23 protein-coding genes are annotated in these 26,501 nt (G+C 67.0%); 17 read left to right on the forward strand and 6 right to left on the reverse strand.

All coding sequences use genetic code 11. The features are described 5' to 3' along the window. The first annotated feature begins 1 nt into the window (after position 1). From H6717_24885 to H6717_24950, 14 genes are all read left to right on the forward strand, one after another. The gene (locus H6717_24885) at positions 2–184 is read left to right on the forward strand and encodes a hypothetical protein (GenBank protein ID MCB9580288.1); all 183 of its coding nucleotides are present in this window, start codon (positions 2–4) and stop codon (positions 182–184) included. 4 nt (positions 185–188) lie between these two features. Next, complete coding sequence (locus H6717_24890) at positions 189–893, forward strand: LysM peptidoglycan-binding domain-containing protein (GenBank protein ID MCB9580289.1); 705 nt, start codon at positions 189–191, stop codon at positions 891–893. After that, entirely contained in the window at positions 893–2,275 is a 1,383-nt protein-coding gene (locus tag H6717_24895; protein MCB9580290.1) for a hypothetical protein, read from the forward strand. Before H6717_24890 ends, H6717_24895 begins: the two co-directional genes overlap by 1 nt. Next, positions 2,272–3,084: a hypothetical protein gene (locus H6717_24900; protein MCB9580291.1), complete on the forward strand. Its 813-nt coding sequence runs from the start codon at positions 2,272–2,274 to the stop codon at positions 3,082–3,084. The genes H6717_24895 and H6717_24900 overlap by 4 nt, the downstream gene beginning before the upstream one ends. Then, on the forward strand, positions 3,081–3,476 hold the full coding sequence (locus tag H6717_24905) for a GPW/gp25 family protein (protein ID MCB9580292.1): 396 nt from the start codon (positions 3,081–3,083) through the stop codon (positions 3,474–3,476). The genes H6717_24900 and H6717_24905 overlap by 4 nt, the downstream gene beginning before the upstream one ends. A gap of 4 nt (positions 3,477–3,480) precedes the next feature. Next, positions 3,481–5,529 carry a putative baseplate assembly protein gene (locus H6717_24910; GenBank protein ID MCB9580293.1) on the forward strand — a complete coding sequence of 683 codons (2,049 nt, stop codon included), beginning with the start codon at positions 3,481–3,483 and terminating at the stop codon, positions 5,527–5,529. Further along, on the forward strand, positions 5,526–7,919 hold the full coding sequence (locus H6717_24915) for a hypothetical protein (GenBank protein ID MCB9580294.1): 2,394 nt from the start codon (positions 5,526–5,528) through the stop codon (positions 7,917–7,919). The genes H6717_24910 and H6717_24915 overlap by 4 nt, the downstream gene beginning before the upstream one ends. Then, the gene (locus H6717_24920) at positions 7,901–9,460 is read left to right on the forward strand and encodes a hypothetical protein (protein ID MCB9580295.1); all 1,560 of its coding nucleotides are present in this window, start codon (positions 7,901–7,903) and stop codon (positions 9,458–9,460) included. Before H6717_24915 ends, H6717_24920 begins: the two co-directional genes overlap by 19 nt. A gap of 34 nt (positions 9,461–9,494) precedes the next feature. Next, positions 9,495–10,697, forward strand: a complete 1,203-nt coding sequence (locus tag H6717_24925) for a hypothetical protein (GenBank protein ID MCB9580296.1) — start codon at positions 9,495–9,497, stop codon at positions 10,695–10,697. Next, positions 10,694–12,058: a hypothetical protein gene (locus tag H6717_24930; protein ID MCB9580297.1), complete on the forward strand. Its 1,365-nt coding sequence runs from the start codon at positions 10,694–10,696 to the stop codon at positions 12,056–12,058. The genes H6717_24925 and H6717_24930 overlap by 4 nt, the downstream gene beginning before the upstream one ends. Positions 12,059–12,060: 2 nt before the next feature. Then, positions 12,061–12,648, forward strand: coding sequence for a DUF4255 domain-containing protein (locus H6717_24935; GenBank protein ID MCB9580298.1), 588 nt, complete (start codon positions 12,061–12,063; stop codon positions 12,646–12,648). Position 12,649: 1 nt separating this feature from the next. Beyond that, positions 12,650–14,452: an ATP-binding protein gene (locus H6717_24940; GenBank protein MCB9580299.1), complete on the forward strand. Its 1,803-nt coding sequence runs from the start codon at positions 12,650–12,652 to the stop codon at positions 14,450–14,452. A 457-nt stretch (positions 14,453–14,909) separates the two neighbouring features. Continuing rightward, a complete protein-coding gene (locus H6717_24945) occupies positions 14,910–17,630 on the forward strand; it encodes a DUF4157 domain-containing protein (GenBank protein ID MCB9580300.1) in 2,721 nt (906 codons plus the stop codon). Then, positions 17,623–18,492 (forward strand): immunity 49 family protein, encoded by an 870-nt coding sequence (locus tag H6717_24950; GenBank protein ID MCB9580301.1) that lies wholly within the window; start codon positions 17,623–17,625, stop codon positions 18,490–18,492. Before H6717_24945 ends, H6717_24950 begins: the two co-directional genes overlap by 8 nt. Positions 18,493–18,610: 118 nt before the next feature. Here the strand turns inward: H6717_24950 and H6717_24955 are convergent, their stop codons facing one another. From H6717_24955 to H6717_24965, 3 genes are read right to left on the reverse strand one after another with little or no spacing between them, the layout of a single operon-like run. Further along, on the reverse strand, positions 18,611–19,339 hold the full coding sequence (locus H6717_24955; protein MCB9580302.1) for a hypothetical protein: 729 nt from the start codon (positions 19,337–19,339) through the stop codon (positions 18,611–18,613). Positions 19,340–19,381: 42 nt separating this feature from the next. Next, a complete protein-coding gene (locus H6717_24960; protein MCB9580303.1) occupies positions 19,382–19,948 on the reverse strand; it encodes a hypothetical protein in 567 nt (188 codons plus the stop codon). A 15-nt stretch (positions 19,949–19,963) separates the two neighbouring features. Then, positions 19,964–20,782, reverse strand: a complete 819-nt coding sequence (locus tag H6717_24965) for a sterol desaturase family protein (GenBank protein MCB9580304.1) — start codon at positions 20,780–20,782, stop codon at positions 19,964–19,966. Positions 20,783–20,895: 113 nt separating this feature from the next. Between H6717_24965 and H6717_24970 the strand changes: the two genes are divergently transcribed. Next, a complete protein-coding gene (locus H6717_24970; protein ID MCB9580305.1) occupies positions 20,896–21,684 on the forward strand; it encodes a hypothetical protein in 789 nt (262 codons plus the stop codon). A gap of 3 nt (positions 21,685–21,687) precedes the next feature. Here H6717_24970 and H6717_24975 read toward each other — a convergent pair whose 3' ends face one another. Then, on the reverse strand, positions 21,688–22,728 hold the full coding sequence (locus H6717_24975) for a hypothetical protein (protein ID MCB9580306.1): 1,041 nt from the start codon (positions 22,726–22,728) through the stop codon (positions 21,688–21,690). A 119-nt stretch (positions 22,729–22,847) separates the two neighbouring features. Next, positions 22,848–23,513 (reverse strand): HAD family phosphatase, encoded by a 666-nt coding sequence (locus H6717_24980; protein ID MCB9580307.1) that lies wholly within the window; start codon positions 23,511–23,513, stop codon positions 22,848–22,850. A gap of 108 nt (positions 23,514–23,621) precedes the next feature. Between H6717_24980 and infA the strand changes: the two genes are divergently transcribed. Continuing rightward, complete coding sequence (infA, locus tag H6717_24985) at positions 23,622–23,843, forward strand: translation initiation factor IF-1 (protein ID MCB9580308.1); 222 nt, start codon at positions 23,622–23,624, stop codon at positions 23,841–23,843. Beyond that, entirely contained in the window at positions 23,840–24,817 is a 978-nt protein-coding gene (locus H6717_24990; GenBank protein ID MCB9580309.1) for an SUMF1/EgtB/PvdO family nonheme iron enzyme, read from the forward strand. Before infA ends, H6717_24990 begins: the two co-directional genes overlap by 4 nt. A gap of 82 nt (positions 24,818–24,899) precedes the next feature. Here the strand turns inward: H6717_24990 and H6717_24995 are convergent, their stop codons facing one another. Further along, the gene (locus H6717_24995) at positions 24,900–26,438 is read right to left on the reverse strand and encodes an ATP-binding protein (protein MCB9580310.1); all 1,539 of its coding nucleotides are present in this window, start codon (positions 26,436–26,438) and stop codon (positions 24,900–24,902) included. Positions 26,439–26,501 lie beyond the last annotated feature (63 nt).

The raw sequence follows: 26,501 nt of genomic DNA on the forward strand, positions 1-26,501 counted from the left end.
GATGGCCGTCGTGATCGAAGAGATGACCACCACCCTCGAGATCCAGGACGAGGCAAAGATCCGCAAGCTGGTGCAAGAAGAGATCGCCCGCGCGCTGGCCGAAGAGCGCCGGCGGGGCGGGCTCGCGAACCCGTACTCCGTGGATCCCGCAGATCCCGCGGCGGCGGGGGGACCGGAGGACTGAGACCATGGCCGTCGGGGACAGCCAGCTCGGCAAGCTGACGCTCGAGATCGTCAGCACGCTCAATCGAGAGCGCCTCGACGTGCCGGGCTTCGTCGACGGCAAGCTGGAGGTGCCGTTCAACCCCACGGAGCTGAGCATGGACCGCGAGACCACCTTCGCGGAGGTGGCCATACCCGGTCTGGACGCGCCGGTAATCCAGTACGTCCGGGGCGGCGGCGACAAGCTGAACCTGGAGCTGTTCCTGGACGTGACGGATCTGATGGAGAACGGCCTGGTCAAAGACGGAAGCAGCGTGCGCGACCGCTACGTTGCTCCGCTCGAGCGGCTGATGGTGCAGCACGAGAAGCTCCACGCGCCGCCCGTCGTGAGCGTTTCCTGGGGCGCCCAGGTCCTGCTCAGGGGCGCCGTGGCGACGTCGCTGTCGGTGAAGTACACGCTGTTCGACACCATGGGCCGCGCCGTGCGCGCCACCGCGACCTTGGGGCTGCGTCAATACACCACCGCGGCGCAGCAGATCGCGGAGGCGGGGCTCCAGAGCCCGGACCTCACCAACGTCGCCACGGTGCGCGAGGGCGACACGCTGCCTGCCATCGCGTTTCGCGAGTACGGCGACGCCTCCCGTTGGCGTCCCATCGCCGAGGCCAACGGCCTCTCCAGCCCTCTAGCCCTCGTCCCAGGTCAGCCCCTGGTGGTTCCCAAGGTGGTGTGATGGTCGCGCCGACTCAAATCGTTGACGCGATCAGCACTGGTGAGGACCGCTACGTCCCGCGCTACCAGGTGCTGTTCGCCAAAGAGCCCATCAGCGAGCTGGAGCCCAACCCGCCGGCGGTGAAGGGACCGGTGGATCTCGCGACGGCCATCGAGCAGGAGTTCTCGCGGCTCGAAGCGAAGGTGTACCGGGCCAGCGGCGATCCGAACAATCCCGCACCCAAGCTCGGGGACCTCTTGCCTCTGGCGGGACCCTGGGGCGAGAAGCAGGGCCAGTACACCAACGACGTGGTGAGCGTGGAGTTCACCGAGAGCATCGACAAGAAGCAGCCGCTCTCCAAGGTGAAGGTCGAGCTCCACAACGTGTTCGATTTCGAAGCGCGGCAGTTTCGCTACACGGACGTGCTCAAGGAGTCGCCAGATGGCCGACCCGGCGTGTTCCCGCTCATCGAGTACGGCGACACCCTCGCGCTCCGCTTCGGATACGGCAGCGACATCCTGTGGGTGTTCGAAGGGATCATCACCACGTTGGAAGCGGACTTTCCCGCGGACGGCCAGCCCAAGCTGACCATCACGGCGGTGGACAAGCGCGAGCGCCTCCGTAATCGCAAGAAGGTGAAGCGCAGCCAGTTCTCCGGCATGTCCGAGGAAGAGGTCGCCGCCGCGGTGGCGTCGGAGGTGGGGCTGACGGTGGCCACGGTGGACGGCCAAAAGACGATGCCCACCAAGTCCAAGGGCAACAAACCGTCGGACCAGGACGCACTGCAGTACCTCACGGACCGCGCCAACAAGGCGGCGCTGGAGCTCCTGTGCTTCGGCAACGTGCTGTTCGTGCTGAAACCGAACGACGCCGCCGACAAGGCCACCCGCTACGACTACCGCCGGGGCCTCATGTCCTTCGCGCCCACGCTCAACAACGCCGGCAAGCCCACGGCCGTGCGTGTCGTGTCGCGAAACCCCACCACGGGAGAGAAGTTCGACGTCACCGTCAAGCCCGAGGATCTTCAGCAGCTGGGCCTGGCGCCATCTTCCAAGGAAGGGGAGACGGAGATTGCCCAGGTGAAGAAGAAGGGGCAGGGCGGCGAAAAGGTAGAGGTGGTCACCAACTACCTCGCGCGCTCGGCGGACGAAGCGAAGCAGATCGCCATCGGCATCATGAAGCGCAACATGGATCAGTCGATCACCGTCAGCGGAGAGGTCGTCGGGGATCCAAGGGTGCGCGTGCGGGAGACGCTCCAGATCGGCGGCGTGGGGCGCTTCGGCGGTTTCTACTACGTCACCGAAACCACGCACCGTTTCGGTGCCAACGGCTACCAGACGAGCTTCAAGGCTCGCCGCAACACGGCGCTCGGTAAGACAGCGCCGGAGGAAGAGCCGTCGTGAGGACCGGCGAGCTCTCGCAGCGCTACTTCGGGCTGTATCTCGCTACCGTGCGGGACGTCAGCGATCCCGAAGGGCTCGGCCGCGTGCGCATCGAGGCCGATCAGTTCGACGACTCGGGCGACCCGATCTGGGCCAGTGTCGCGCGGCCCATGGCCAGCTCCGACGCGACGGTGTTCTTCACCCCGCGGCAGGGCGACCAGGTCATCGTCGGCTACCTCGTCGGGGATTCCGACGAGCCCATCATCATCGGCTACTCCCACTCCCAGAAGGCGTCGCCCAGCGATCTGGTGGCCGAGAAGAAGCACGGCATCGTGACCTCGATCGGAAGCCTGGTGTTCGATGAGGAAGACTCCGCCATCACCCTCACCTTCGCCGGGGCCCTGGCATCCAGCATTCGCCTGGACAAGGACGGCATCACGATCAAGGCGCCCAACGTGAAGATCGAGGCCAGCGGTCCAGGACCGGGGATATCGATCAGCGCACTCACGGCGCCGATCACCCTGACGTCGATCGTGGGGCAGACGTTGTCGGCTCCGATATTGGCGTTCGCCGGAATGCCAGCGTTCTCACCAGCCCCGCCGAATCCACTATCCCCACCCGCGCTGCCGCCGCTTCCAGCGCCGGGAAAGCCGGTGAAGCTCACTTTCGATCGTCCCGTCGAGATCCAGACGCAACCGGCGCAGTCCCTGTGCCTCAACGGACAGCGTCTGGCGCTCGAGTCCTTCGTCACCGCCATCTACAACAACCACACCCACGGTCCGCTGACGCCCCTGGGCACCGACGCCGACCTCACGAAGTGCCCGCCATGAAGCCGACAAGCATCCTCGGACGCGGTGTTCGCTTTCCGTTCCGCCCCGGCGCGGACGGCCGCTTCAGCCTGATCGAAGGCGAGGACAACGTGGCCCAGTCCATCGTCATGATCCTGTCCACGGCGCTGGGCGAGCGGGTGATGCGCTACGAGCTCGGGAGCGAGCTGCCACAGCTGATCTTCGAGCCCGTGAACAGCCGCACGCTGATGCGGATCGAAGAGTCGGTGCGATCGGCGCTGCGTGACTTCGAGAAGCGCATCATCGTGCGCCGCGTGGTTGCCGCGCCGGACCAACAAATACAATCGAAGGTAAACGTCGTGATCGAGTACGACATTCCCCGTACGAATCGGCGCGGCAACCTGGTGTTCCCGTTCTACCTGCAGGGAGGCTGACCTCATGCCGCTGGCTATCCCGAATCTCGATCAGCGCCGGTTCGAGCAAATCGTCACCGAAATCCGGCGGCGGGTGCCCACGTTCACCCCAGAGTGGACGGACCTGAACGAGAGCGACCCCGGGATCACGCTCGCGCAGCTGTTCGCGTTCATGACGGAGCAGCTCTTGTTCCAGGTGAACCAGGTGCCCGAGAAGGGCCTCATCACCTTCTTGAAGATGGTGGGTGCGGAGCTGCACCCGAAAACTCCCGCGACGGCGGACATCACCTTCACCGTGGCGGACGCGACGGCGCCCAAGCTCGTGGAGGTGTTGGCGGGGACCCAGGTCCAGACCCAGACGCCGCCGCCGGGAGAGAAGACGCCGATCACGTTCGAAACGGCGCGGCGTTTCTTCGCGCTGAACGGGGAGCTCGGCGCGATCGGCTCCATCGACTGCAACGGGGACTTCGTCGCGCACACGGCGGCGAACGAGTCTCTGATCGCGAGCTTTGCGCCTTTCGGGAGTGCCGGCACCGTCAAGGACTGCCTGTTCCTCGGCTTTGACCTGAACGCCGCGGGTCCGTGGCCCGAGGGGACGATTCGTCTGCGCGTCAACCTCGCGGGGTCGAAGGAGGTGGGGGAGCCCGGCACGGAGGAGCTCGGTCCGTGCTCAGCAGAGCTCACGCCGCCGAAGCGCATCGAGTGGTCCTTCGCGGTGGGGCACTCCACCACGCCAGACGGGCGCAAGAACATCGTGTTCTCGAATCCGATCACGCTGGCGCTCGACTCCACCCAAGAGCTGCGCCGGAGCGGGTACCTCGAGATCGCCCTCGACAAGGAGCAGGCGCAGAGCTTCACCGTCGCCGATAGCGACGTCGAGATCGAGTTCCTGCGCGATCTCTTCGTGATTCGCGCCAGGGTGATCGATCCCGACGAGTTCTCGGAGCCGCCGAAGATCGACACCGTGCGCCTGAACTCCGTAGATGCCCTGGCGGTCACCAGCATCACGGCAGAAGCGCTGGGCGGCTCCACGGGCTTGCCCTTCCAGCGCTTTGTCCTGGCCAACGCGCCGGTGCGGCCCATGAGCCTCGAGCTGGTCGTGAACGAGACCACGGAGGGCGGAGGCGCGAGCGAAGAATGGCAGGAGGTCGACGATCTGTTCGCAGCGGGTGCGGACGATCGCGTCTTCCAGGTGCTGTACGCCACCGGCGAGGTGCTCTTCGGAGACGGGCACTACGGCAAGATCCCGCCGCCGGACGACGGCAGCGCGCCGGAAGGGAACATCAAGGCGCTGCGCTATCAGTTCGGCGGCGGTGTGACCGGGAACGTGGGCGCCGAGACGCTGACGACGGTGCTGTCCGGTACGCCGCCGTTGCCCTCGATGGACGCGACCAACGTGCTGCCTGCGCGGGGCGGGGCGGACGAAGAGCCGCTGGCCCTGGGCCTCGCGCGGGCACCGGCGGTGGTGCGCTCGCGGTATCGGGCGGTGACGGCACGGGACTTCGAAGCGTTGGCGATGGAAACGCCGAGCGCACGGGTCGCGCGGGCGCACACGCTCCCAAACACGCGCCCAGGGCGCGATCCAGGGCGATCTCCGGGCACCGTCACGGTGGTGCTCGTGCCCCAGGTGCCCTTCGAGGAGTCCATCTTCGCGCCCATCGGGCTTCCGAGCGTGGTGGCGCGGGCGGTGCTTGCGTACCTGGATGCGCGCCGGCTCGTCACCACCCCCGTGTTCGTGGACGCGGCGAAGTTCCGGCGCATTCGCGTCGACGTCACGCTCGTCGTCGACCCGCGCGTGAGCCTCACGGCGACACGCGCCGGGGCGATGGACTCGCTGCATCGCTTCTTCCACGCGCTGGTCGGCGGGGAGGACGGTTTTGGTTGGCCGTTCGGCGGCGCGGTGTTCCATTCGCGGGTGAGCCAACGTCTGTTTCAGGTCGAAGGCGTGCTGCGCGTGGACGGCCTCGAGCTCTCCCTCGACGACGGACCCTTCGTCGCCTGCCAGGACCTGGAGATCTGCGACGGCGAGCTTCTGTACTCCGGCGAGCACACCGTGAGGGTTCGGCCGGCATGAAGACCATTCTGCCGGATCTGCGATCCCGGCCGTTGCCGGGACAGAGCGGCTGGCTCGCCACCGCTTGGGACGAGGTCAGCGTGCCCACGCTCGGGGACGCCCGCCGCTGTGCCCAAAGCGACGAGGTATCGGACCCCTGCGTGCAGCGGGTGCTGCGCTTCGACCCGCCGGACGGCGCGCGGATCATTGCGACCAAGCAATCCCTCACCATCGAGCTTCACGTTGCACCGCCGGTGCCGCCGCACCACACGGCCACGCTGGTGATCGAGCCCGCGAGTGGCCCGCCGCTGAAGCTCGTCAGCAGCTCCCACGGCCGGCGTCTCCGCTTCGAGTGGCCGATGCCGGCGCCCGGCGGCGACTACCTGCTGCGCCTCGAGACCGACGACGGAAGCTGGCTCGGCACGGCGCGCCTCACGTTGGATCTGGTCGCGCCTTTGGCTCCCGAGATTGCGACCGATCCCTGCGCGCTGACCCTCAGCCCCGACGCGCGCCTCGCTGCCGGCACCGTGGAGTGCCCACCGGACGAGTTCCCGCGGCCGCCGTTGCTTGCCGTGGACGCTGCGGGCTGCGTCCACGCCGCGTGGTCCGTCAACGCCGAAGGCTGGGTCTTGGTCCCGCGCTCCGACACCCGAGTGGATCTGCTGCGCAGCACTCGCGGCGGGCTCATCGCCAAGCTCGAAGCTGCCGAAGTTCGCGATGCCATTTTCTGGGGCGACGCGATCGCGGTGCTCACGCCCGCCGAGGTGTTGCTGTTCGGGCGCGAGGGTTCTCCGCCCGCGGCTTCGTTCGCATCGGTGAAGGATGCCGTCGCTCTCGCCGTGTCGGATGCCGGGCATCTGATCGTCGTGCAGCAGGGTCCAAGCGAGAACGTGCGCATCTTCCGCCCGGACGGGAGCGAGCTGTCGCCGCCGGGGGCGTTCTTCGGGCGCGGCTGGTACGCCCAGCAGCGAAACACCGCGCTGATTCACGACGAGGAGTCCTGCCGCTACCTGCTGATGCCCTCCGCGGAGGGCTGCTGCGCGGCTTCCCCCCGCGAGCTGTCGCGGGAGGAGGCGCTGTTCTTCGCGCTGATCGACGATCTCCACGACCTCCGCTTGCGCGTCTTCTACCCCGAGGTCGGCACCGTCATCCTGGGGCCTTCGGCGGAAGAGGACGCCCTCGATGCCGGCCGCCCGTCCACGGCCTGGCACCGTGTGCTGCTGTTCGGCGAGATCCCGGAAGGCTCCGTCGTCGAGCTTTCGACGCGCGCCAGCGACGACTTGATAGCGGTCGATCCGCTGATCCCCAGTGGCTGGTCGCGGGCAGTGGAAGCGAGCACGGAAAGCCGAGGCGAGGTCGAGAGCCCTGCCGACGTTCGACAAGCCGCAATGGACGCCCTCGTGCTCGCGAAGCCCGGGCGATTCCTGGCGCTGCGTCTCACGCTCCGCGGCAACGGCCGCCAGACTCCGCGCATCACTCGCATCGAAGTGGAGCGCCCCCGCGAGGGGATCTCCCGCTACTTGCCGCGCTTCTTCCGCGAGTCCACGCCGGACGACGACTTCCTCCGGCGCTGGCTCGCGCTGTTCGAGACCACGGCCTTCTCTGGCGTGCGGGCGCGCTTCGACGCCTATCCTGAGCTGTTCGATCCGCGCACCGCCCCGGAGCCGATGCTTCCGTACCTCGCCGAGTGGCTACAGGTGCCGGTGCTCGATCGCTTCCGGGAGGAGCCCGGGCTATTCCGGCACGTCCTGATTCAGGCGCCGGAGCTCGCGCGGACGCGCGGCACGCCGGCGGGCATCGAGCTGGCCGTTCGCCTGTACCTCGGCTTCCACGTTCACGTGCGCGAGGACTTCGCCGTCCGCTCGGACTTTGTTCTCGATGGCGCGGTGCTCGGCCTGCACACCGTGCTCACCAGCGAACCCGGTCCGACGGATCTGGGAGACGCGCGCCTTGGCTGCACCTTCTTGAACGAGTGCGAGGAGCGCAGCGGTCATCGAACGAGCCACTTCGACGTGCTGGTTCCCGCACGCTTCGTGTGCGATTCGAAGACGCTCGAGCTCCTGCGCCAGATCATCGAGCTCGAGAAGCCCGCCCACACCACGTTTCGTATCCTCCCCACCGCCGCTGCCGGCTTCGTGGTGGGCACCGCTTCCGTCGTCGGCCAAGACACGAGCGCCGACTTCGATCGCACTCAGCGCGACCCCGCGAGCTACGGCGTCGTGCTGAGCAACGGGCCCGGTCGTCCGGCGCCCCTCGGCTTGGGCTTCGCCCTCGGTCGCGATTCTCGCCTCTACGTTCCGCCGGGGTCACCGAGCTTCCAGATCACGGGAGCCGGTCTGACCGTCGGGCGCACCACCCGCATCGGCGCCGCCGCGCGCCACGAGGAGTCGTCATGTCCACCTGCACGATGATCGACATCAACGATCAGACCCGCGAGCTACGGGTGCCGAGCTCCGTCGGTCGGCTCAACTACTTCTTTGGTCAGCTCCTGACCGAGCGCGATCTCAGAAGCGAGCAGCACTACCACCTGCTCCTGCAACGTCTGATGCAGCGAGAGGCGTTCGGCACGGGTACCATCGCGGGGCTCAAGGTGTCCGGGCAGAGCTCCACCGGCGAGCAAGCCCCCGATGGCGGCATCTTCATCTGGGCGGGCCTCGCCATGGATCCCGATGGTCGCGAGCTATTGCTCGAGTCGGATCTCTGCCTCTCCCTCGCGGAGCCCGCCGCCAAGGCCGCCGCGAACCCTTGGCTGAGCGCCACTTCGGAAGCGGACATCGCTCTCGCCGTGCAGCAGAGCTTCGGCTTGGCCTTCTCCAAGGGCGACGTCGTGGATCTCCATCAACGCCTGGTGGACGCGGGCCTCACGGACGTCGGAGCCAGCTCGAGCGGCGCGGACTTCCAGGATCAGCTCAACAAGATCACGCCACCGCAGAACGGCGGCCCCGGCTTGCTTGGCCCCGGCCAGACACCGGTGGACTACCTGTTCTCGCTCTTGGTGGTCGTGAGCCACGTCGGCTTGCGCTATCACGAAGCCGGGTCGGAGCCGTCCCCGGCGGTGCTCGATGCCTCGTGTTGTGGCGAGCTCAGCTGCTTTCCAGCTCGAACTTCCGAGGGTGTTGTTGTCGTTGCGGCGCGGAACCTCTTTGCCCGCGTGGCGGATCCCTACGCCGATGCAAAGAGCGCGCTGGAAGAGAGCTTGAGCCTGGCGGAAACGGGCCCCCCGGACGCCGACGCCCTTTTGCGGCACGACTGCCGCGGCGCGCTCGCCGACTATCTCACGGGCGCGTGGCGCGGATTGCCGCCCTTTCCCGGCGGGTGCGATCCGGAGTTTCCCGTCGTGCCCATCGCCTGCGTCGCGTGGTCGCGCTTCGCGCGTGACACGGCGGGCGATCCCAGGATCCTTCATATCGACGGCACGCGGTGTCGGCCTCTGGCTCCGGGCGGACCGGCGCTGCGCGCGCTCCTCGAGGTGCTGACGCAGTGTCACAACTCGCTCCCGATCTTGCCGCACATCGTCCAGGTGGAGCCCGCCTTCGGTGAGGAGCTGACGGCGGCGAGCACCACGGAGGCCCAGGTGGTGGCGACGTCGTCCGTGGAGCTGGCCGCCGGCGCGGTGGACTGGTCGCTTCGCTTCTACCCCGACGCCGGAGGCGATTCAGAGCTGTGGGATGCGAGCAATCCGCCGGCGAACGCCTACGGCTTCGCGCTGGACGTGCAGGTGGACTCCGCGGACCCGAACCGCATCACGCTCACGCTGAAGGCGACGGGCTCGAGCTTGGCGCTGCCGGCAGGACGCTACGAGTGGACGCTTCCCAACACTACGTCGAACGCCATTGTCGGAGCGCAAACGGACGTAGCGCTCGACGGAGAGCCCAACGTGATTTCCGGGGCCGTTCCGTCCGGCAACGGCCAGCCCGGCGGAACCTTCAAGACCTTGTTCGTCGTCAAATAGGCGGCGAGAGCACGAGAGGATGATGATGTCGACCATGCTCAACAGGGGCTCTTGCGGCTGCGGCTGCAATCCCTGCGTTTGCGAGTGCCCACCGACGATCGGGATCGGCTGCTTGCCGGACATGTGCCCGCCTCGGCCGTGCTTCTTCAACGGCCAGCTGATCACGGCGGACGATCTGAACGCGCTCTCGACGTACTTCTCCACCAAGAACGCGATCCTGTCCAAGCTCGCCATCGGGTTCGGCGTGCTGGGGGGCCTCAGGATCCGCGGTGCGGCGGGAGTGGCGCACAAGACGCTCATCGAGGTGCCGCCGCTGCTAGCCAAGGTGTTCCCCAATCCCCAGGTGATTGCGGGCACGGTGATCGACGTGAGCGCCGGCGCCGCCATCGACGCCGGCGGCCGCATTCTGTCGATGTGCTCGTCGCGGCAGATCGACGTTCTGGCGCTGGCCGGAAAATCCCACGTGAGCGAGCGCCACGACACCTGTGCGGGTTGGTTCGGAGACATACCGATCTGTCAGCAGGGCAAGCGGGAGATCGTCGCACGGGAGTACTTCCTGCTCGCGGAGCTGGAGGAGACCCCGGCGCGAGCCGTGCCGCAGTTCTCGGGCGGGGGACCCTGCGATCCCGCACCGAGCTGCAACTTCAGCCGCCGGCTCGAGACCGTACGCCTGCGTCTGGTGCCGACGGTGCCGGCGCTGTACCCGCTCACGGGCTGTCTCGACCCAGTCGCCATCCCGGAGATCGAGGCGATCTTCGGCGGTTCGTTCCAGCGCGAGCTGATGCGGCGGATGCGAAAGGTGAACGGCGAGACCGCTGCCGCGGGTCCGAACATTGCTGGAGCTCCGCAGGGGCTCGCAGGCGCCGGTGCGGACGTTCCCGGGGGGCAGTGCGTGAAGCTCCTGCCCCAGCTCGTGGACTACTTCTCCGAGCTCGTTGCCAGCGCCTGCTGTACGCATCCCGCAGTGGTGCTCGGGCGTGTGTTGATCGCGAATCGCGTGCCGGCGGAGCTAGATCCGGAGCCGGGCGTCCTGCACCCTCACTACGTGTTCATCGACGATGCGTTCCCGTATCGCCGCCTGGTGGGGAACCAAGCGCAGATCACGACCCTGCTCGTCGCGGTCCTCTGTTCCATGATGGACGGCGGGAACGATGGGGGCGGTGTGATCGGCGGCTCGGACGGCGTGGTCGGCGGGACGGACACCTCCGGCGGCAATCCCTTCGGAGGCCCGTCGTGAGCGCGGTGGCGCCGCTCCGGCCCCGGTTTCAAGACGGGCAACGCCTGACGGCAGAGCGCCTGAACACCGCCTTCGACTACTTGCGGGACTTCATCCGTCGGGTGCTGCTCGCGCCGCTGAGCGCCGGCGTGGCGGGCGGGCTCACGCTGGATCCCGCTGCGGGCAAACCCTCGTCCAACCTCGCGGTCGCGCCCGGAGTCGCCATCGATGGACGAGGCCGCCTGCTGCTGTTGGCGGAAGCGCGCACCTTCACGCGCAAGGAGCTCTTGGACGCCGTCGGCGGCACCCTGGCGGCGGGTGAGGCCATCCGCGTTGCCCTGGCTCTGGACGAGCGCTCCGCGGAGTTCGACCCCTGCGCGGCGCATCTGCCGCTGAACCTGATCGAAAACGTGCGCTTCGTGTTCGAGAAGGTGTCGGTGCCGAGCGTGTTCCCGGCGTTCTTCGCCGAGGCTGCGCACCCGAACGCCGTCGAGGCGTGGGAAGATCTGGATCCCGCGGGCGCCCAAGGGAGCGACGACGGCATCACTCTCGGGCACGTGTTCCAGCTCGCGAGCGCGGCAAGCGAGATCTACACCACCGGCTTCTTCCGCCAGGGCGTGGCGCCGCGGTTCAACGTGATCCGCAACACCTACGGACATCCGTCCATCTATCTGGCCGAGCTGCGGATGGACGTCGGCAAAGGCGTGCAAACGGTCGATGGCGTTGCGATCCCAGATCCGACGCGCTTTGGCCCCGGTCCGGTGGTGTTCACCGGTCCGGCGGGCGGCAACGCCGTGCAGGCCACCCACGTCGGACCGTTTGCGAAGCCGTACGCGGCGGGTCAGTACGGCGGCGGACCGCTGGCGGCGGGAGCGGACCGCCGTGTATTCGAGTTTGCGGGTGGCGCCGGAGCGTTCACCGATCAGAACCAAGCGGTGTCCGAGCTCGGCGCCGGCCTGGGCGGCGTGGCCGCCACTACCTGTGAGCTCGATTCGAGCGGCGGGGACGTTCCACGCGCCGGCATTCCGCTGGAAGTGGGCACTGACGTTGCCGGCGGACCGGTGCGGGTACGCCGTGCCGGCGCGGCCGCCGAGCAACCCCGGCTCATCGGCCTCAGCGCGGGCAACAGCTATCCGTACCCGTACGACACCACGCGCACCGTCGTCCCCGTCGCGAGCGCTGGTCTCGTCAAGGTCGTGCTGGCGCACGAGGGCCCAGAGCTCGCACCGGGGATCGATCTGACCGCGGCGGACGCAGAGCGTCTACGCGTCGCCAAGAGCAAGGACACCGTCGTGGCGCGCTCGGCGCAGAGCGTGAAGGTGGGCGCGCCGGGGGACGTCGGCCTGTTCGCCTGGGTGGTGCATCCGGCAGAACGCAGGTAGCCGTGGCGGACGCGTCCATCATCAAGCAAGCGACGCAGGCGCTGGTCGAGATCTTGAAGACCGCGCCCGGCGGCTTCCCAGTGCTCTCCGGCCCGCCGGAGCGTGCGACGGGCGTGTCGAGCTCTACCCTGATCCTCTACCTCTACCAGGTGCTCGAGAGCAGCACGGCGAAGAACAGCGGGCCCCGGCGTACGGTGATCTCGTCGACGGGAAAGGCGCAGAACATCGTCGTAGAGCGCGATCCGCTCGCGCTTGATCTCTACTTCTTGATCATTCCGGCCACCAAGGTGGACGACGATCTCGCCTTTCTCGACACCTACCAGATGCTCGGAGAAGCGGCGCTCGCGCTCCACGATAACGGCGTATTCACGCTGGGGCAGTGGGTTTCCGATCCGGCAGTGAAGGACATCAAGCTGCAGGTGACGATGAACCCGCTGACCACCACCCAGCTCTTCGAGCTGTGGGAGGCCGTGAATCAACCCTATCGGCTGAGCGTGTCGTACGTCGTGCGAACGGTGCGCATCGACAGCCAGCTCACCACGGATACGCCGCTGGTCAGCAAGCGTCAGATGCAAACCACCGAGGTCTGAGATGACCCTTCACGTGTTGGATCCCGTTCGGCCGGACGCCGTTGGGCTGGGATCGATCGTGAAGCGTTGGGAGAACGTGGCACTGCGTTTGGGCCTGTCGGAGCCAGCGCGGAGCCTGGGTGCCTCGCTGCTCCGGGCAGAGCTGGATCCCGAGGCGCGCAACCGGCGCGGGGGCGTTCGCCGAGGGACGCTGATTGCCACGGTTCCCGACGCCGCCGCAGGTACGGCAGGGCTCACGGAGCTCGAGCGGCGAGGCGTCGTGAGCGCTCGCTCCGAGAGCGACTGGCTGAGCGCGAAGATCTTCCTCGATCCGCGGGTACGAGCGACGTGCATCGTTGGCTCGGGGCTGGTGCGGCCCGGTGAGGGGGCTGTCGCGTCGAACGCGTTGCCGGAACGCGTTGTCGCCGAGCTCCGGGAGTGGCACGACGGGCTCGAGCGACCGGAACGATGGTTCATCGTGGTCCGGGGCCGCAGCGGCAGCGGACGCGACACGGTCGCAGCGCTGGTCGGATACCTGCTCGGTGCGCCGTTGTTGCGCTGTGCGTCGCAGGAGCTTCGCACCCAGCAGGACCTGCTCGAGCCGGAGCTCTCCGGCGCCGTCGCCGTGTGGGATTCGACCGCGCTCGAGGCGTCGCCCGAAGACCTGCGCCGAGCTGCCGCGTGGCTCGGGCGTAGCACGACGGCGGCCATCGCCATCGTGGACGAGGGACAGGATGCGCCGGACGTTGGCGAGCGGAGCTTGCTGCTCATCGAGACGGACGCGAAAGATCGCGCTGAGCGAAAGCACGTCTGGAAGAGGGCGCTGGAAATCCAGATGAGCGGCGCGCCGGAGCTCGACGTGGCAGCGGGCGAGCTCGCACGACGTAGTCGTGCCGGCGCGGGTCTTGCCGTGCGCGCGGCGCGCGCTTTGACCCCGGCGCCAGCGCTGGATCTGGTGGCTGCGGCAGAGCGCGAGCTTCTGAAGCTCGCGCGCCCATCGTCCCTCAGAGGCATCGCCGTCGAACACCCTAACGTTCCCCGCGAACGCCTGGTACTTTCGACGCACGCCGCGGGGTCGATCGATCGCGTGCTCGCGCTCGCGCAGTCGTCGACGGACGAGGAGCAGCGGCGCGGAGTGAAGGCGCTCTTTTCCGGCTCGTCGGGCACCGGCAAGTCGCTGACTGCGCGGATCATTGCATCGGAGCTGAGGCTGCCGTTGTTCCGGGTCGATCTCGCGAGTGTGGTCTCCAAATGGGTCGGCGAAACCGAGAAGAACCTGGCGCAAGCGCTGCACGCGGCGGAGTCGTCGGGGGCGGTGCTGCTGTTCGACGAAGGCGACGCGCTGTTTGCGAAGCGGGGAGAGGTACAGCGCGGCACCGATCGCTACGCGAACATGGAGGCGTCGTACCTGCTGCAGGCGTTCGAGGCGTTTGACGGCGTGGCAATCGTGACGACGAATCTCCTCGGAAACATCGACAGCGCCTTCGTGCGGCGCTTCGACGTGTGCGTGCACTTCCAGCCGCCGGAGCCAGCGGAGCGCGCGACGCTGTGGCGCCGGGAGCTGGGTGCGCCCGGCGAGACGCTGACGCCAGCGTTCGTGGACCGCACGCTTGCGGCGGCGACGTTGACCGGCGGCAACATCGCGAGCGCGTCGCGGTTGGCGCGAGCGCTTGCGGCACAACGGAGCGACGCTCTCGTATCCGAAGGCGACGTCTGCACGGCCGTCGGCAGCGAGTTGGACAAGATGGGCGCAAGCGTGGAAGCACGGAAGTGGTTCGCAAAGGGCGGGGAGGCGCCGGGGGGCGGCGGTGTTCCAATACGCTAAGCGTCCACAGCCGAAAGCGGCGGCGCCATCGCAGGCCCCGGACGCATTCAGGTCGTACGACAGCGCAAGCTCCGGCCATGCGCGGCAGCGGTCCGCCGAGCCGACACTGGAAGCTCCGCCGGCTGGCGTGCAGCGGAAGCCACGCTGCCCGGCGTGCGCCGCGCAAGGCAAGACCTGCGCTGAGTGCGCAGATCCGACACCGCCGAAATCCGACCTCTTGCTGGCAGCACCTCCGAGTGGCGCTCAGAAGAAGCCGCGCTGCCCGGCGTGCGTTGCGCACGGCAAGACCTGTACGGAGTGCGAAGAATCTTCCCTGGAAGATCCGCCCTCGGGTCAGCAGGCTCGTAGCACCGCGCCTCACTCGGATCCGGCCGAACGACAAGCAGACGAGATCGGATTCCAACTTGCTCCGCGACTGCCAAAGGTGGCGGTGCGGAGCGGAAGTTTGCCTGGCCCGGTGCGCGACGTCGCCGAAAGGCACGTGGGTGAGCCACTGGACCACGTTCGCGTTGACGCCTCGGCTGAGGGCCACCGAGAGGCTCAGGCGCACAGTGCGCTTGCAGTCACGAGCGGATCAAGAATCAGCTTCGATGAAGACACCTCCTTGTTGGACGGGGGCGTAGCAAGCCGCTTTGTCTTGGCACATGAGCTGACTCACGCTGCGCAACAACGCCGCGCAGGACGCGTGGCCTCACAGCGGGTTCCAAATACGGTCGAGGAGGAAGGCTTCGAGGAAGCATCCAAGACCGAATCGGGGATGTCGAAGTACCTCGCGGCGAAGGGCAAGGACGAAAAGAAAGTTGACGAGGTTCTCAAGAACACCGATCCATCCAAGGCCAAGCGCAGCGAGGTCGTGTTCGAAATCGAACGAAAGATCCGGTTGCGGGCGCTGTCGCTGATGGCGGCGCACAGGTCGCGCGTTCTGTCTACGCGCAACCAGATGCTCGCGCAGCTGGAAGCCGAAGCCAAGGCGGCCGGCGCGCCTCCCGGGTCCGCTGCCGCCGAAAGACCCAAGAAGGGGGAATCCGTGCTGGGTACAGTGCGGCGTGCGGTCGAGATCGTGGAAGGCCTTCGGCAGAAGAAGGAACAGCTCGAAGAAGCACGCTCAGAGCTTGGTCTCGCAAAATCATTTGCAATACAAGGTCGCGACCTCTTGGGTGTCGTTCGAACGCTGACGACGCAGGCGGACGTCCCCGCGAGTTACAAGTCCGCCGTCGCCGCGTACTTTCGCGCCTACCTTCACGACGGTGCACGTGCGCAACTCGCATCAGCGGCAATGCTCCTTGCCAAGTTACGGACGACGCAACTCGCGGGGGTAACGACCGGGTTGAGCGTCATGTACCAGCGCTTTCCCATGTTGAACGCGTTGGACTTTGCCAAGGCGCGTGCTGGCTACACCGCGCCGGCACCCGGCGTTAGCCCACCAACACCGCCGCCTCCCCAGGGGCCTCCCGGCAAGGCGCCGAGCGGCGCGCCCGGCGAAACCGACGCCGACCGTCAGCTTCATGAAGAGATCCGGGCGGCGTACGCGAAGACGGCACAGCGCATCACCACTGCGATAGGCTACATCGCTCGCGGTGAAATCAGCGCCTTCGACATGCCAGCCCCGGTTGCGGCGGCTCGCGCCGAGCTCAAGCCCGAGCTGGTAGAGATCCTGAACGAGGAGGTGACCAGCCGCGAGCACGAGAAGTTCTGGCTCAACATTGGGCTGACCATCGCGGACACGGTTGCCGGAGCAATCTTCGTATTCAACCCGGTAATCGGCGGCCTTCTGGTTGCGGCTGCCAGCGCGGCGACGGTCGGGACGGGAATCGTCGATCTGAAGAATCTTCTCGCAGCGGATGCTGTCGCGGGGGCAACGACCGATCCCTACGGCAAGAGCCCCCTTGGGGTAGACGCACCGGGCACGTTCGAGCTCGCGATGGTGTCACTTCAGATCATCCTCGGAGCGATGGAGGGAGCGTCAATCTTCAAGACGCTCCGCGCAGGTCGGGTCAGCAAGGAGCTGGGGTCGCTGCTGGACGAGACCGAGGAGCTCCGTCTCGCGGGCAAGAACGACGAGCTCGCCGAAGTCGTTGACGAGGGCACACGCGAAGTTCGGATGAAGCGATCGGGCCGGCTCCCGAACACGGAAATCTCCGACGAGGAAGCGCTGCGGGAACTGGCGGATCTCGCTTCCGGCGGCAGAGTCCGCGGGCCCGAAGGCGCACGGTACGCGTATTCAGAGGACGGCGCTCATTGGATGGAGACCGGGCCCAACAAGTGGTGTCGCTCCGCCAGTCCGACCAAGTGCATCGAGTGGACGCTGGAGAAGCAGCTCATCGAAGGAACGCCCCACGCAAACCTCGCGGACGAGATGGCGGATACCGTGAAGGAGCAGTGGGAGGCGCTTGGCAAGCTGCCTCCCGATCGTGCGGAGCAGCTAGCTCCTCATCTGATGCGGCTCGAAGCCAGCGTGGGGAAGGTGAGTGATGACAAGTTCGCCGAGCTGGTAGGCGCCTGGCTCGACAAGCTTCAGCGCGCAAGGCGTGCAGCAGACGAAGGCATCGACTTTCTGGCCAAGCGAAAGCCGGGCACCGCATCAAAGCTCGAGCTGGCCGAGCTTCCAAAGGATGCGCAGACCAAGGCGAACAAGCTCCTTCGAGAACGCAACAAAGCACGGGCTGAGCGCGACGCGATGATCAAGCGAGGCGCGTCCGCGGACGAGCTGAAGGACGTGTACACGAGGATCGCGGGCAAGAGTGAGGAGTTGGGGCTCCTCGGCGCTGACCAGGCCATCCAGAAGCAGTTCCCTGGGCCACCGCCACCCCGCCAAGTGTACCCTCCGCCTGGGGTGAAGGACGCGGCGCGGCCGGGTGAGTTTGATCGGGTGTATGAGGTGCACGACAAGTCCGCCGGTACGCGGCTCGTTGTCGTCGAAGCGAAAGGTGGGGTTTCTCCGGAGCTCGGATCGCGGCGGGTCGCCAAGGGCGTGGCGCAGCAGGGATCGAAGGAGTACCTGAAAGACATCATTGCCCAGATGAAGAAGTCGCCCGATCCGAAGATCCGGGCAGTCGCCCAGCGTCTAGACGACATGAATACAACGGAACAACTGGCCTACTTCGAGGCGAAGTTCAACGTCAGTCCGAGCGGCGGCGCCAAGGGAATCAAACTCGAGGAGTTCGATATCTATGACTGACTCAGGTGATCGCAAACACCACTACTACGACTACTATGGTGATCGCTCAGAGGCTGAGGCAGATGTTGCTCGTACTTCCCGTAGTTGCGCCAAGATTGCACGCGATGAAGAGCCGCACCGACATCTCGACTCACTAGCGAGCATCGCTGAGTCTTGGGCGTGGTGGCTGACACCGCTCGGCGACAGGAAGCTCCGACGCGCGCTCGACCTGTGGGGCGAAGCGCTTGTTGGGCACTTCAGAATGGCGTGTGCAGAGCCAGGTGACCAGCTCACCGTCACGCTTGGCGGCAAACCGGTGGCCGCCATCGGTAAAGGGCCGGACAGCACGAGCCACGCTGGACGGTGGGGCGATGCGTTCCTGATCTGTGCCATCTCGCGGAATCATCGCGGGCTCGACGAGCTGTGCCGCGTTCCCGAGGCTGTGTTTGGCGGCTCGGTCGTGAACGGTCGGGAGCGCTTCTCCACCGACGAGTGGGTCGTTCATCTGGCCCGCGCGCTTCGCGCGATGTGGACACGCTCAGAGCAGGCAGGAGATCACCTGGTGGCGGCCCTCGAAGCGACGGATCCGGGGCGCACGAACTTCGGCGAGTTCGAATCCCGGGTGCTGGACCTCGAAGTGCCGCTGATGGAGCTGATGCTGCGCCTACTCGAACGTGACGAGCGAGCGTTCAACGAGGCGTATGACAAGGCGCTGGGTCTGCATCGTCGCTACTTCACCATCCCGGAGCGCCTGCATGATCCCGAAGGCTTCCTGGCTATCCGTCCGCTGTCCATGGCGTGCTTGGCGCACGACATCGGCATGCACATCGAGCGGGATTCCCCCTACGCCCCTCTGTGGCTCATCCAGGAGGCAGAAGAGTAGCGGCCGAGCGCCCCTAGCTTCCGCGCCGAACCAACAGGAGAACGCTGCATGGTCGAACATGGACTAGCGATGGTGCCGAAGTATCTCCATGACATCGACAGCCGAGGCAACACTGTCCTCACGGAGGACACTTCGGCACGGCGACGGCGTAGTCGCCCGAGAGCGTGCAGCTTCCGGAAGTAGACGTGTAGCAGACGCAAGAGTCCGTACCGAGGGACAGCTGGCAGCACTGGGGGCCCGGCAACGCCGAGCAATCAGCGTCGGGGTATGAACCGTTGACTAGGCACACGCAGTTGTTGCCGGACATCGTGCATCCCCACTTGTAGGAGATTGGCGGTCCGTTGCTCGAAAGCACCGTCCCCGGAGTAGGACACGTGGGGACAACCTCACTGCTGTGCGCGGCCGCGTATTGCTCGCACGTCGCGTTGTCGGGCGCGGGTGAGCAATTGCATTCGTAGACGAACTCCGACAGGTAGTGGATGCAACACGGCCCCGCGTTCGCGCAGGTGTCAGATGCATAGCCCAAGTCTTCCTCGCAGTAGCAGAGCCCCCCGCTCACTTGTGCGCAGGTGACCGTTGGCGTGCCACCACTGCCTCCGACCGCGCCACTACCGCCCACCGCACCGCTGCCTCCGACCGCGCCGCTACCTCCGGCGCCGCCGCCGCCACTCACGGCGCCACTCCCGCCGCTGGAGGTCGGCACGCAGGTGCCGCTCGAGTCACAGCTGGAGCCGGCGGGGCAGACGCCGCCATCTGCGCAGCTTGCCGCACCGCCGCCACCGCCGCTGGAGCTGCACCCCACGGCCAAGACCAACGCCACGAGCCACCCGGAATATCGCCTCCCCATGGCGCGGAACCATAGTCACTCCGCCGCTCTACGCAAGCCGCGTTACTGTTGGAGCAGCCAGTAGCACTCTGTTGGGCACTGCGACGCCCAGCACTCGTAGATGGGCTGAAACTGCGGCTTGGGACTGGAGCATGCGCTGCACTTCTGATCCACGCAGGGAAGGCCCAGGTTGTCGCAGCGGGCCAAGTAGCAGCCCAGCAAGTCCCTGCAGCTTTGGTCGGCAAGGCAGCTGTTGATCGGCGCACAGCAGTTCTTGTTGGAGCAATCCTGGCAATTCCCGGCGTCAATGAAGACTTGGTCGCAGGTCGAGCCGAACTCCGTGGCCGGATCGCACGCGACCGGAGCTCCGCCACTGCCGCCCACCGCGCCACTACCTCCCACCGCACCGCTGCCTCCGACCGCGCCGCTACCTCCGGCGCCGCCGCCGCCACTCACGGCGCCACTCCCGCCGCTGGAGGTCGGCACGCAGGTGCCGCTCGAGTCACAGCTGGAGCCGGCGGGGCAGACGCCGCCATCTGCGCAGCTTGCCGCACCGCCGCCACCGCCGCTGGAGCTGCACCCCACCGCCAAGACCAACGCCACGAGCCACCCGGAATATCGCCTCCCCATGGCGCGGAACCATAGTCACTCCGCCGCTCTACGCAACCTCCGAGCTCGAAACGGATACCACATCTGTCGCAGGAGCCCGTCGGGTAGACGCTCCCCCGCCACGCCAAAGCGCTCCGGTCCTTCGCTCGGCAAATGGAAGGTTCCGAACACCAGATCGAGCACCGGGAACAGGCCGGCGAAGTTCTTGCCCATGCCGCGCTCGTCCGCGCTGTGGTGCCAACGGTGAAACGCCGGGCTGGCAACCAGGTAGCGCAGCGGACCGAAGGGCACGCGCACGTTGGCGTGCAAGAACAAGCCGTACAGCGTGAGCAACGGTCCCACGGTTCCCAGCACCTTCACGTCGAAGCCAAAGGGGATCAGCAGCAGCACCAAGAGGAAGCGCGAGATGGCCGCGTTGACCGGATGCACTCGCGCCGACGATAGCCAGTCCAGGTCTTCAGACGAATGGTGCACCGCATGAAAGCGCCACAGCGTGCGGAAGCGATGGAAGCCGCGGTGGGTCCAGTAGCCGATGAAGTCCGCCAGGAACAGGCCGACCACCAGCTGGACCAAGACCGGCAGCTCACGCATCAGCGTGCGCTCCTGGATGTACGCCTGAACCGCGCCCGGGCGCATCTGGTATCCCGCGACCAGCGCCGACAGCACCAGTGCCACCACCGCCGCCAACGTGCCCACGGGCCGCGTCACCACCCCGGTGAAAAAGAAGTACGCGACGTCGGTCTTGCTGTCCCGCCGCCAGCGCGGCTGCGTGCGCGCCGGACGCAGCGTTTCCAGCGTGAAGAACACGCCCGAAAGCAGCCACAAGCCGACGGCGATGCCGAGAAGCTTTCCCATCGCTCTCCGTGAGACTCCCTCGAGCCGGCCCCGATTCAAGTCCCGTTTTTCGATTTCCATGTCGGTCCGCCGCGGTACCTCGCGCCCCGGACCCTCTCTGATACCCTGCGCCGGTGACTGCACTCCCCGCAAGCGTCGTCGAGGTCGGCCCCGGACTGTGGAACATCCGCGGCTCTTACAAGATCGCCGGAGTCATCCAGCTCGGCACCCAGTGCTCCCTGGTCGAGCGCGGCAGCGGCAGCTTCGTCTTCCTCGACACCTGCGATCTGTCCGACGCCACCCGGCAGTGGCTTCTCGAAAGGACCGGCAACGGCAAGCGCGTCGAGGCCATCCTGAACCTGCATCCGTTCCACACGGTGTATGTCCAGGCGCAGCACGAGGTCTTTCCGGAAGCGAAGCTCTACGGCACCGCCCGCCACGCGGCCCGGCTGTCGGAGTTGCCGTGGCAAGAGCTGCGCACGGAAGACGAAGCGCTGCACCGTCTGTTCGCCGACGACCTCACCTTCTCGGTCCCGCGCGGCGTGGACTTCATTCCCGAGGACGAGAACCTCCACTTTGCGTCGGTGCTCGCCTTCCACGCTCGCAGCAAGACGCTGCACGTGGACGACACCCTGGTGTGGCTTCGCCTGCCGTGGCTGCTTCGGGCGTTCGTGCGCCCCGAGGTCGCCTTCCATTTCACACTGCCCAAGGTGCTCGAGCGGCGCGCCGGCGCCGTGAAGGACTTCCGCGCCTGGGCCAAAGAGCTCGTGGAGCAGAGCCGCGGCATCGAGAACCTGTGCGCCGCGCATCTCGGAAATCTCCTCGCCCGCGACAACGACGGACCGCCCCTCAGCGAGCGCATCGAGCGGGCCCTCGGCAAGGTCGAAGGCAAGCTCGCCGCCCACGAAGCCAAGTTCGGCTGAGCGTCAGTACATCCCGATACCGCGCACCGCGGGCTCGGCCAGCGCGGCGCCCAGGGGGCGCGGGCCGTCGGCGGCCCAGTGCTCGTGGAAAGCGTCCCGCAGCACCAGCTCCGCGAGCTTGCCGCGTGGAGAAAAGCCCCACTCCGCTTCTTGCGACGTGTCGTCGGGATCCGCATACACACGCCACACGAAGAAGCCAGCGAAGCTCGGCTCGTCCATCAGCGGAGAGAGGAGCGCGGCGTAGGCTTCCGCCTGCGCGCGTTGGTCCACCGTCACGCCCTTCATCTCGTCGGGCCACTCCCACGGCTTCACGGCGGGGTTCGGTCGCGTGGTGTAGCCGAACTCGGTGAACATCACCGGCTTGTTCCAGCTCTTGCCGAGCGCGTGCACCTCTGCCGCCACTTTCTTGCCGCCCTCCACGAGCTCGGAGAACGACGCGCCGTCGTGATCCGCCAGCGGGTAAAAGGCATTGATGCCGATGACGTCGAGCTGCCCCAAGATCACGGTGCGATCCACGTCGTCCCAGTTCGCGGCATAGGTCAAGAGACCGGGGTACACCTTGCGCACGTCTTCGACGATGGCGGAGAAGCTCGGCGCACGGCGCGTGGTCACCCAGCTCCGGAGCTCCACCCCCACGCTGAGCATCTCCACATCCGCCTCTGCCGCCACCTTCGCCCAGCCCAGCAAGAACTCGCGATAGCTCGCGGCCCAGCGCGCCCAGCCTTCGTCGCTTCCGGGATCGATCTCCGCGCGCCAGCCCCCGGTCTCCACCCACAGGTGAGGCACCAGGAGCACGTTGAGGCCTTCCGCGTGGGCCTGCTCCACCGCGCGCTTCACGGCGCGCGTGTTGTCTTCGTAGGCTGCCTCGAACGTGGGCGACACTCCGCTCGGTTTCAGATCCCACACGCGGCCGAAGGGCGTGAGGCTCACCCAGGTGCCGCCCATGCGGCGCACCTCGGAGAACGTCCGCGCGCACGCCGCGGTGCCGTAGCCCTTGTCCGCGTGCAGCGCGTTCTCGATGGGCCCCACCGTCACGCCGCGGATGGCGCCGAAGCCACCGTCGCGAAAGCCGGTGGCGCGCGGCGGTAGATCTGCCGGCGTGGGTCGCGGTGCCGCCGTTGCCGGCAGCGCCACGCTCACCACCAGGGCCGCGAGCACGCGTTTCACGTCGAGAAGTCCTCGTCGCAAAGGTCGGCGATCTTCCCCCGCACCACATCCGCCCCGGCGGCGCGAAGCTCCGCTTCCGGATAGCTGTGGCCGACGGCGACGCAGCGGAGCCCCGCCGCCTTGGCCGCCTGCACGCCCGCGACGGAATCCTCGATCACGACGGCCTCGGTGCCGAGCCGAGCGAGCCCCAAGCGGTAGCCCTCGGGATCGGGCTTGCCCTCTTTCGTGTCCTCCGCGCTGATGACGAAGGCGACCAAGTCCCGGACACCGAGCACGTCGAGGCCCAGCTCGATCTCGTCCCGCAGGGCACCGGACACGATGCCCACCGGCCCCACGGCAGCTCGCCGGCGCACCCACTCCGCGGCGCCTTCGAACACGGAAAGCCCCGCTTCCGCTCGTGCGAGGTAAAGCGGCCGTTTGGCTTCCACCAGCCGGCGGACGTCTTCATCCGTGGGCGCGCGCCCGGCGTCCGACAGCATCGCGCGAAAGGCGCCCACGTCATCGAAGCCGATGTACCGCGACCAGTAGTCCGCCTCCTCCACCTTCACACCGAGGGGTGCGAGGGCATCGCGAAAGGCGGCCAGGTGAACGGCTTCGTCGTCCACCAAAACGCCGTTGTAATCGAACAAAGTCGCTGGGATCACTGCGCGCAAATGGGCCATTTTTGTCCGGCCTAAGCCGTGCTTGCACTCTTGGCCGGCTTGTGTCAGCTTGCCGGCGCTTTATACCGCGACTCGAGGCGTGGTTTCCCTTTCAGAAGTTCATTACCCATGAGTAAAGGCGACTTGTTGGAGATGGAGGGCGTCATTCAAGACGCCCTCGGCGGCGGGCAGTACACGATCAAGGTGGATCAGGGCGGAGCCATCGTGCGCGCCCAGCTCTCCGGTCGTATGCGCCGCCATCACATTCGCGTGCTGCCTGGAGATCGGGTGCGTGTCGCGGTCTCTCCGTACGACCTCACTCACGGGCTCATCGTCTACCGCGGCAAGTGACCTCGCGCACGGGGTGTGCGCTCGCGCTCCTGCTCGCTATCGCGAGCGCCTGCTCCCGTGAGGAGCACAAGGACACGAAGCCTTCTCCCAGCGAAAGGCCCGAGCTCGCGTCCTCCACGCCCCCGGAGCCGCCGCCCCAGCTCCTGTACCTGCCAGATGGCGGGGACATCGGGCCGCCGCGCGCGCCCGGACAGCAGGTGCTCCCAGGTCCTTGGGGGCACGTCGGCAGTCGCTGCCCGCCGGACATGGTGTCGGTGCACGAGTTCTGCATCGACCGCTACGAGGATTCGCTGATCGACACCGCCGACGGCCGCGAGATCTCGCCCTACTACCACCCCACTCGGTCCCAGACCCAAGCGTCCTACGGCCGCGCCCGCCGCGGCATGGGAGATGGCGGCACACTCCAGGGCCACACCATGGCGGTGCCCGAGCCCCCCACCTTCCAGCTCAAAGAAGACTTCTCCCCGCGCGCCGTCTCCAAGGGTGGCGTCGTCCCGAGCGGCTATCTCAATCTCACCGTCGCCGAGCTCGCCTGCAAGAACGCCGGCAAGCGCTTGTGCACCGAGGCGGAGTGGGTCACCGCCTGCAAGGGCGAGCAGGGCCGCCGCTTCCCCTACGGCGACGAATACGAAGCCGGTCGCTGCAACGTGTTCCGGGAAGCGCACCCCGCCATGGTGCTGTACGGCAACCCCAGCATCGGCCACCTGGATCCGCGCCTCAACAAGGTGCGCTCCCACGGCCGCCCGCTGCTGCGGGCCACCGGCGCCACGCCCGAGTGCAAGAGCATCTGGGGCAACGACGCCATCTACGACATGGTCGGCAACCTCGACGAATGGATCGACGACCCGGGCGGCGTGTTCGTCGGCGGCTTCTACTCGCGCAACACCAAAGCCGGCTGCGAGGCTCGCATCTCCGCCCACACGCCCCCGTACTTCGACTACAGCCTCGGCGTCCGCTGCTGCAAAACCCCCTGACCCGCCCTTTACATTTGTATGTTGGTCCGGCGCGATCCCCGTCGCGAACGGACGGCACGCCAGCCGCCGTGCGCCGGCGGCGCTAAGGACGGTCGAGCCACGCGAGCAAGTTGTCGATGCGGGCGGCAGCATCCAGACGCACCTCGCGGCCCTTCTTGGCGCGCCGCGGGTCGAGGACCAGGACGTCACCATCGGTGACGGCCGCGATCGCCCAGCGCCAACCGAACCGCTTTGCGTCGGCTTCCATCCGGTTCCAGTCTGTTTTCGAGAAGCGCAGCGGCAGGGCACGTCGCTTTACCTGGATTGCGAGCAGGTGGTGCCCACGCGTGGCCAGCAGATCGAAGGCGCCACGCGAGCCGCGCGACTGGTAGACGAGGTCGAAGCCGAGGCTCGCCAGGTGTTCTGCTGCCTCCCGCTCGCCCTCCTCGCCCAGCATCTGCATTGGAACGACACTGCCGCCGGGTCGGCGCCACGCGACCCACTGCGAGAACAGGGGATCGGTGATGCGCCAGCCGCCATCGTCGTTACGGCGAACCGAGTCTCCCAGCCGTTCGAGGTAGCGCAGCGTGGCTCCTGCGGTCGTACCGACTGCGCTGGCAACGTCCTTGACCCGCGTGTTGCCGAGCGATAGCGCCTCCAAGGTCGCCGCGAGCGTCGTCGAGCGCCCCACCAGACCGTCCCATTGACGGCCGAAGAACAGCGACAGGCGTCCAGCCCGAGCGAAGACGAGCTCCTGGATGGCCGCCTTGAGATCGTGGTCGTCGTAGGGAGGCGGCGAGGCGACCAGCGCTTCTCCAAGCATCTGAAGGTAGAACGGGTGCGTACCCAGAGTTTGGACCGCCCGCTCCGCAAGGGAGCGGGGGATCGGTCGGTCCGCGGGGCTACCTTCGGTGAGCAACCGGACGGCATGCTCTTCGTCGAAGACTCCAAGTTCCAGGACCGAGAAGTGCTGAAAGAACGGCGAGGCCTTCGAGCTCACCATTTCGAGCATCATCGACTGCTCCGATCCCGAAACCACGTAGGCCACACGGCGGTGGTGCTGCCAAACGGCCCGCACGATTGGAAATGGGTCCACGCCCTTTCGACCGGCACCGAGCTGAGCGAGCTCCTGAAACTCGTCGACGGCGACGACCAGCGGTCTGTCCATCACCTCCGCCACCAGCTCAGGCAGCTCCAGGCTGCGTCGCGCGAGCTCCGGACCGGCTAGCTCCGGCAATGCCACCAACGTCGAGCGAGCTCGTGGTGGCAAGCGCGCAAAGAGCTCTGTTCCCGAGACTGTCTCGCGCCACGCGTCGCGATCGTCCGCGAGTGCTTCGAACGACACTCCCGTCGAAGCGCCAGCCAGCTCATCGATCGCCCGAAGCGCGAGGTTTCTAAACACCTCCCAAGAGACCGGCGACCACTGGCTCACATCGAAGCTGACTACATGGAGCTTGCTGGCGTGCCGGCGAGCAAACTCCAGCACGAGACTGGTCTTGCCAACTTTCCGCGGGCCCAAGATCGCCAGCCAGCTCGGCTCACCGTTCGCCAGACGACGTGCGACCTGATCAAGCCTCTGGAGCTCCTCGGACCGGTTCTGAAATCCGGCTCCGATGATGGGGACGTTGCTCTGAAAGGCCACGAGCCCAGATTAGCCGTCCGGAACAAGGTTAGCAATATTGCTACTTAGCAATCTTGCTACTTA

The organism is Polyangiaceae bacterium (genome assembly GCA_020633235.1).
Lineage (GTDB): Bacteria > Myxococcota_A > Polyangia > Polyangiales > Polyangiaceae > JACKEA01.

Excerpts from the sequence above, each read along its gene's own strand:
- H6717_24885 (MCB9580288.1), top strand. The coding sequence starts at position 2 with ATGGCCGTCGTGATCGAAGAGATGACCACCACCCTCGAGATCCAGGAC.
- H6717_24890 (MCB9580289.1), top strand. The coding sequence starts at position 189 with ATGGCCGTCGGGGACAGCCAGCTCGGCAAGCTGACGCTCGAGATCGTC.
- H6717_24895 (MCB9580290.1), top strand. The coding sequence starts at position 893 with ATGGTCGCGCCGACTCAAATCGTTGACGCGATCAGCACTGGTGAGGAC.
- H6717_24905 (MCB9580292.1), top strand. The coding sequence starts at position 3,081 with ATGAAGCCGACAAGCATCCTCGGACGCGGTGTTCGCTTTCCGTTCCGC.
- H6717_24910 (MCB9580293.1), top strand. The coding sequence starts at position 3,481 with ATGCCGCTGGCTATCCCGAATCTCGATCAGCGCCGGTTCGAGCAAATC.
- H6717_24915 (MCB9580294.1), top strand. The coding sequence starts at position 5,526 with ATGAAGACCATTCTGCCGGATCTGCGATCCCGGCCGTTGCCGGGACAG.
- H6717_24920 (MCB9580295.1), top strand. The coding sequence starts at position 7,901 with ATGTCCACCTGCACGATGATCGACATCAACGATCAGACCCGCGAGCTA.
- H6717_24925 (MCB9580296.1), top strand. The coding sequence starts at position 9,495 with ATGCTCAACAGGGGCTCTTGCGGCTGCGGCTGCAATCCCTGCGTTTGC.
- H6717_24940 (MCB9580299.1), top strand. The coding sequence starts at position 12,650 with ATGACCCTTCACGTGTTGGATCCCGTTCGGCCGGACGCCGTTGGGCTG.
- H6717_24950 (MCB9580301.1), top strand. The coding sequence starts at position 17,623 with ATGACTGACTCAGGTGATCGCAAACACCACTACTACGACTACTATGGT.
- H6717_24955 (MCB9580302.1), bottom strand. The coding sequence starts at position 19,339 with ATGGGGAGGCGATATTCCGGGTGGCTCGTGGCGTTGGTCTTGGCCGTG.
- H6717_24960 (MCB9580303.1), bottom strand. The coding sequence starts at position 19,948 with ATGGGGAGGCGATATTCCGGGTGGCTCGTGGCGTTGGTCTTGGCGGTG.
- H6717_24965 (MCB9580304.1), bottom strand. The coding sequence starts at position 20,782 with ATGGGAAAGCTTCTCGGCATCGCCGTCGGCTTGTGGCTGCTTTCGGGC.
- H6717_24980 (MCB9580307.1), bottom strand. The coding sequence starts at position 23,513 with ATGGCCCATTTGCGCGCAGTGATCCCAGCGACTTTGTTCGATTACAAC.
- infA (MCB9580308.1), top strand. The coding sequence starts at position 23,622 with ATGAGTAAAGGCGACTTGTTGGAGATGGAGGGCGTCATTCAAGACGCC.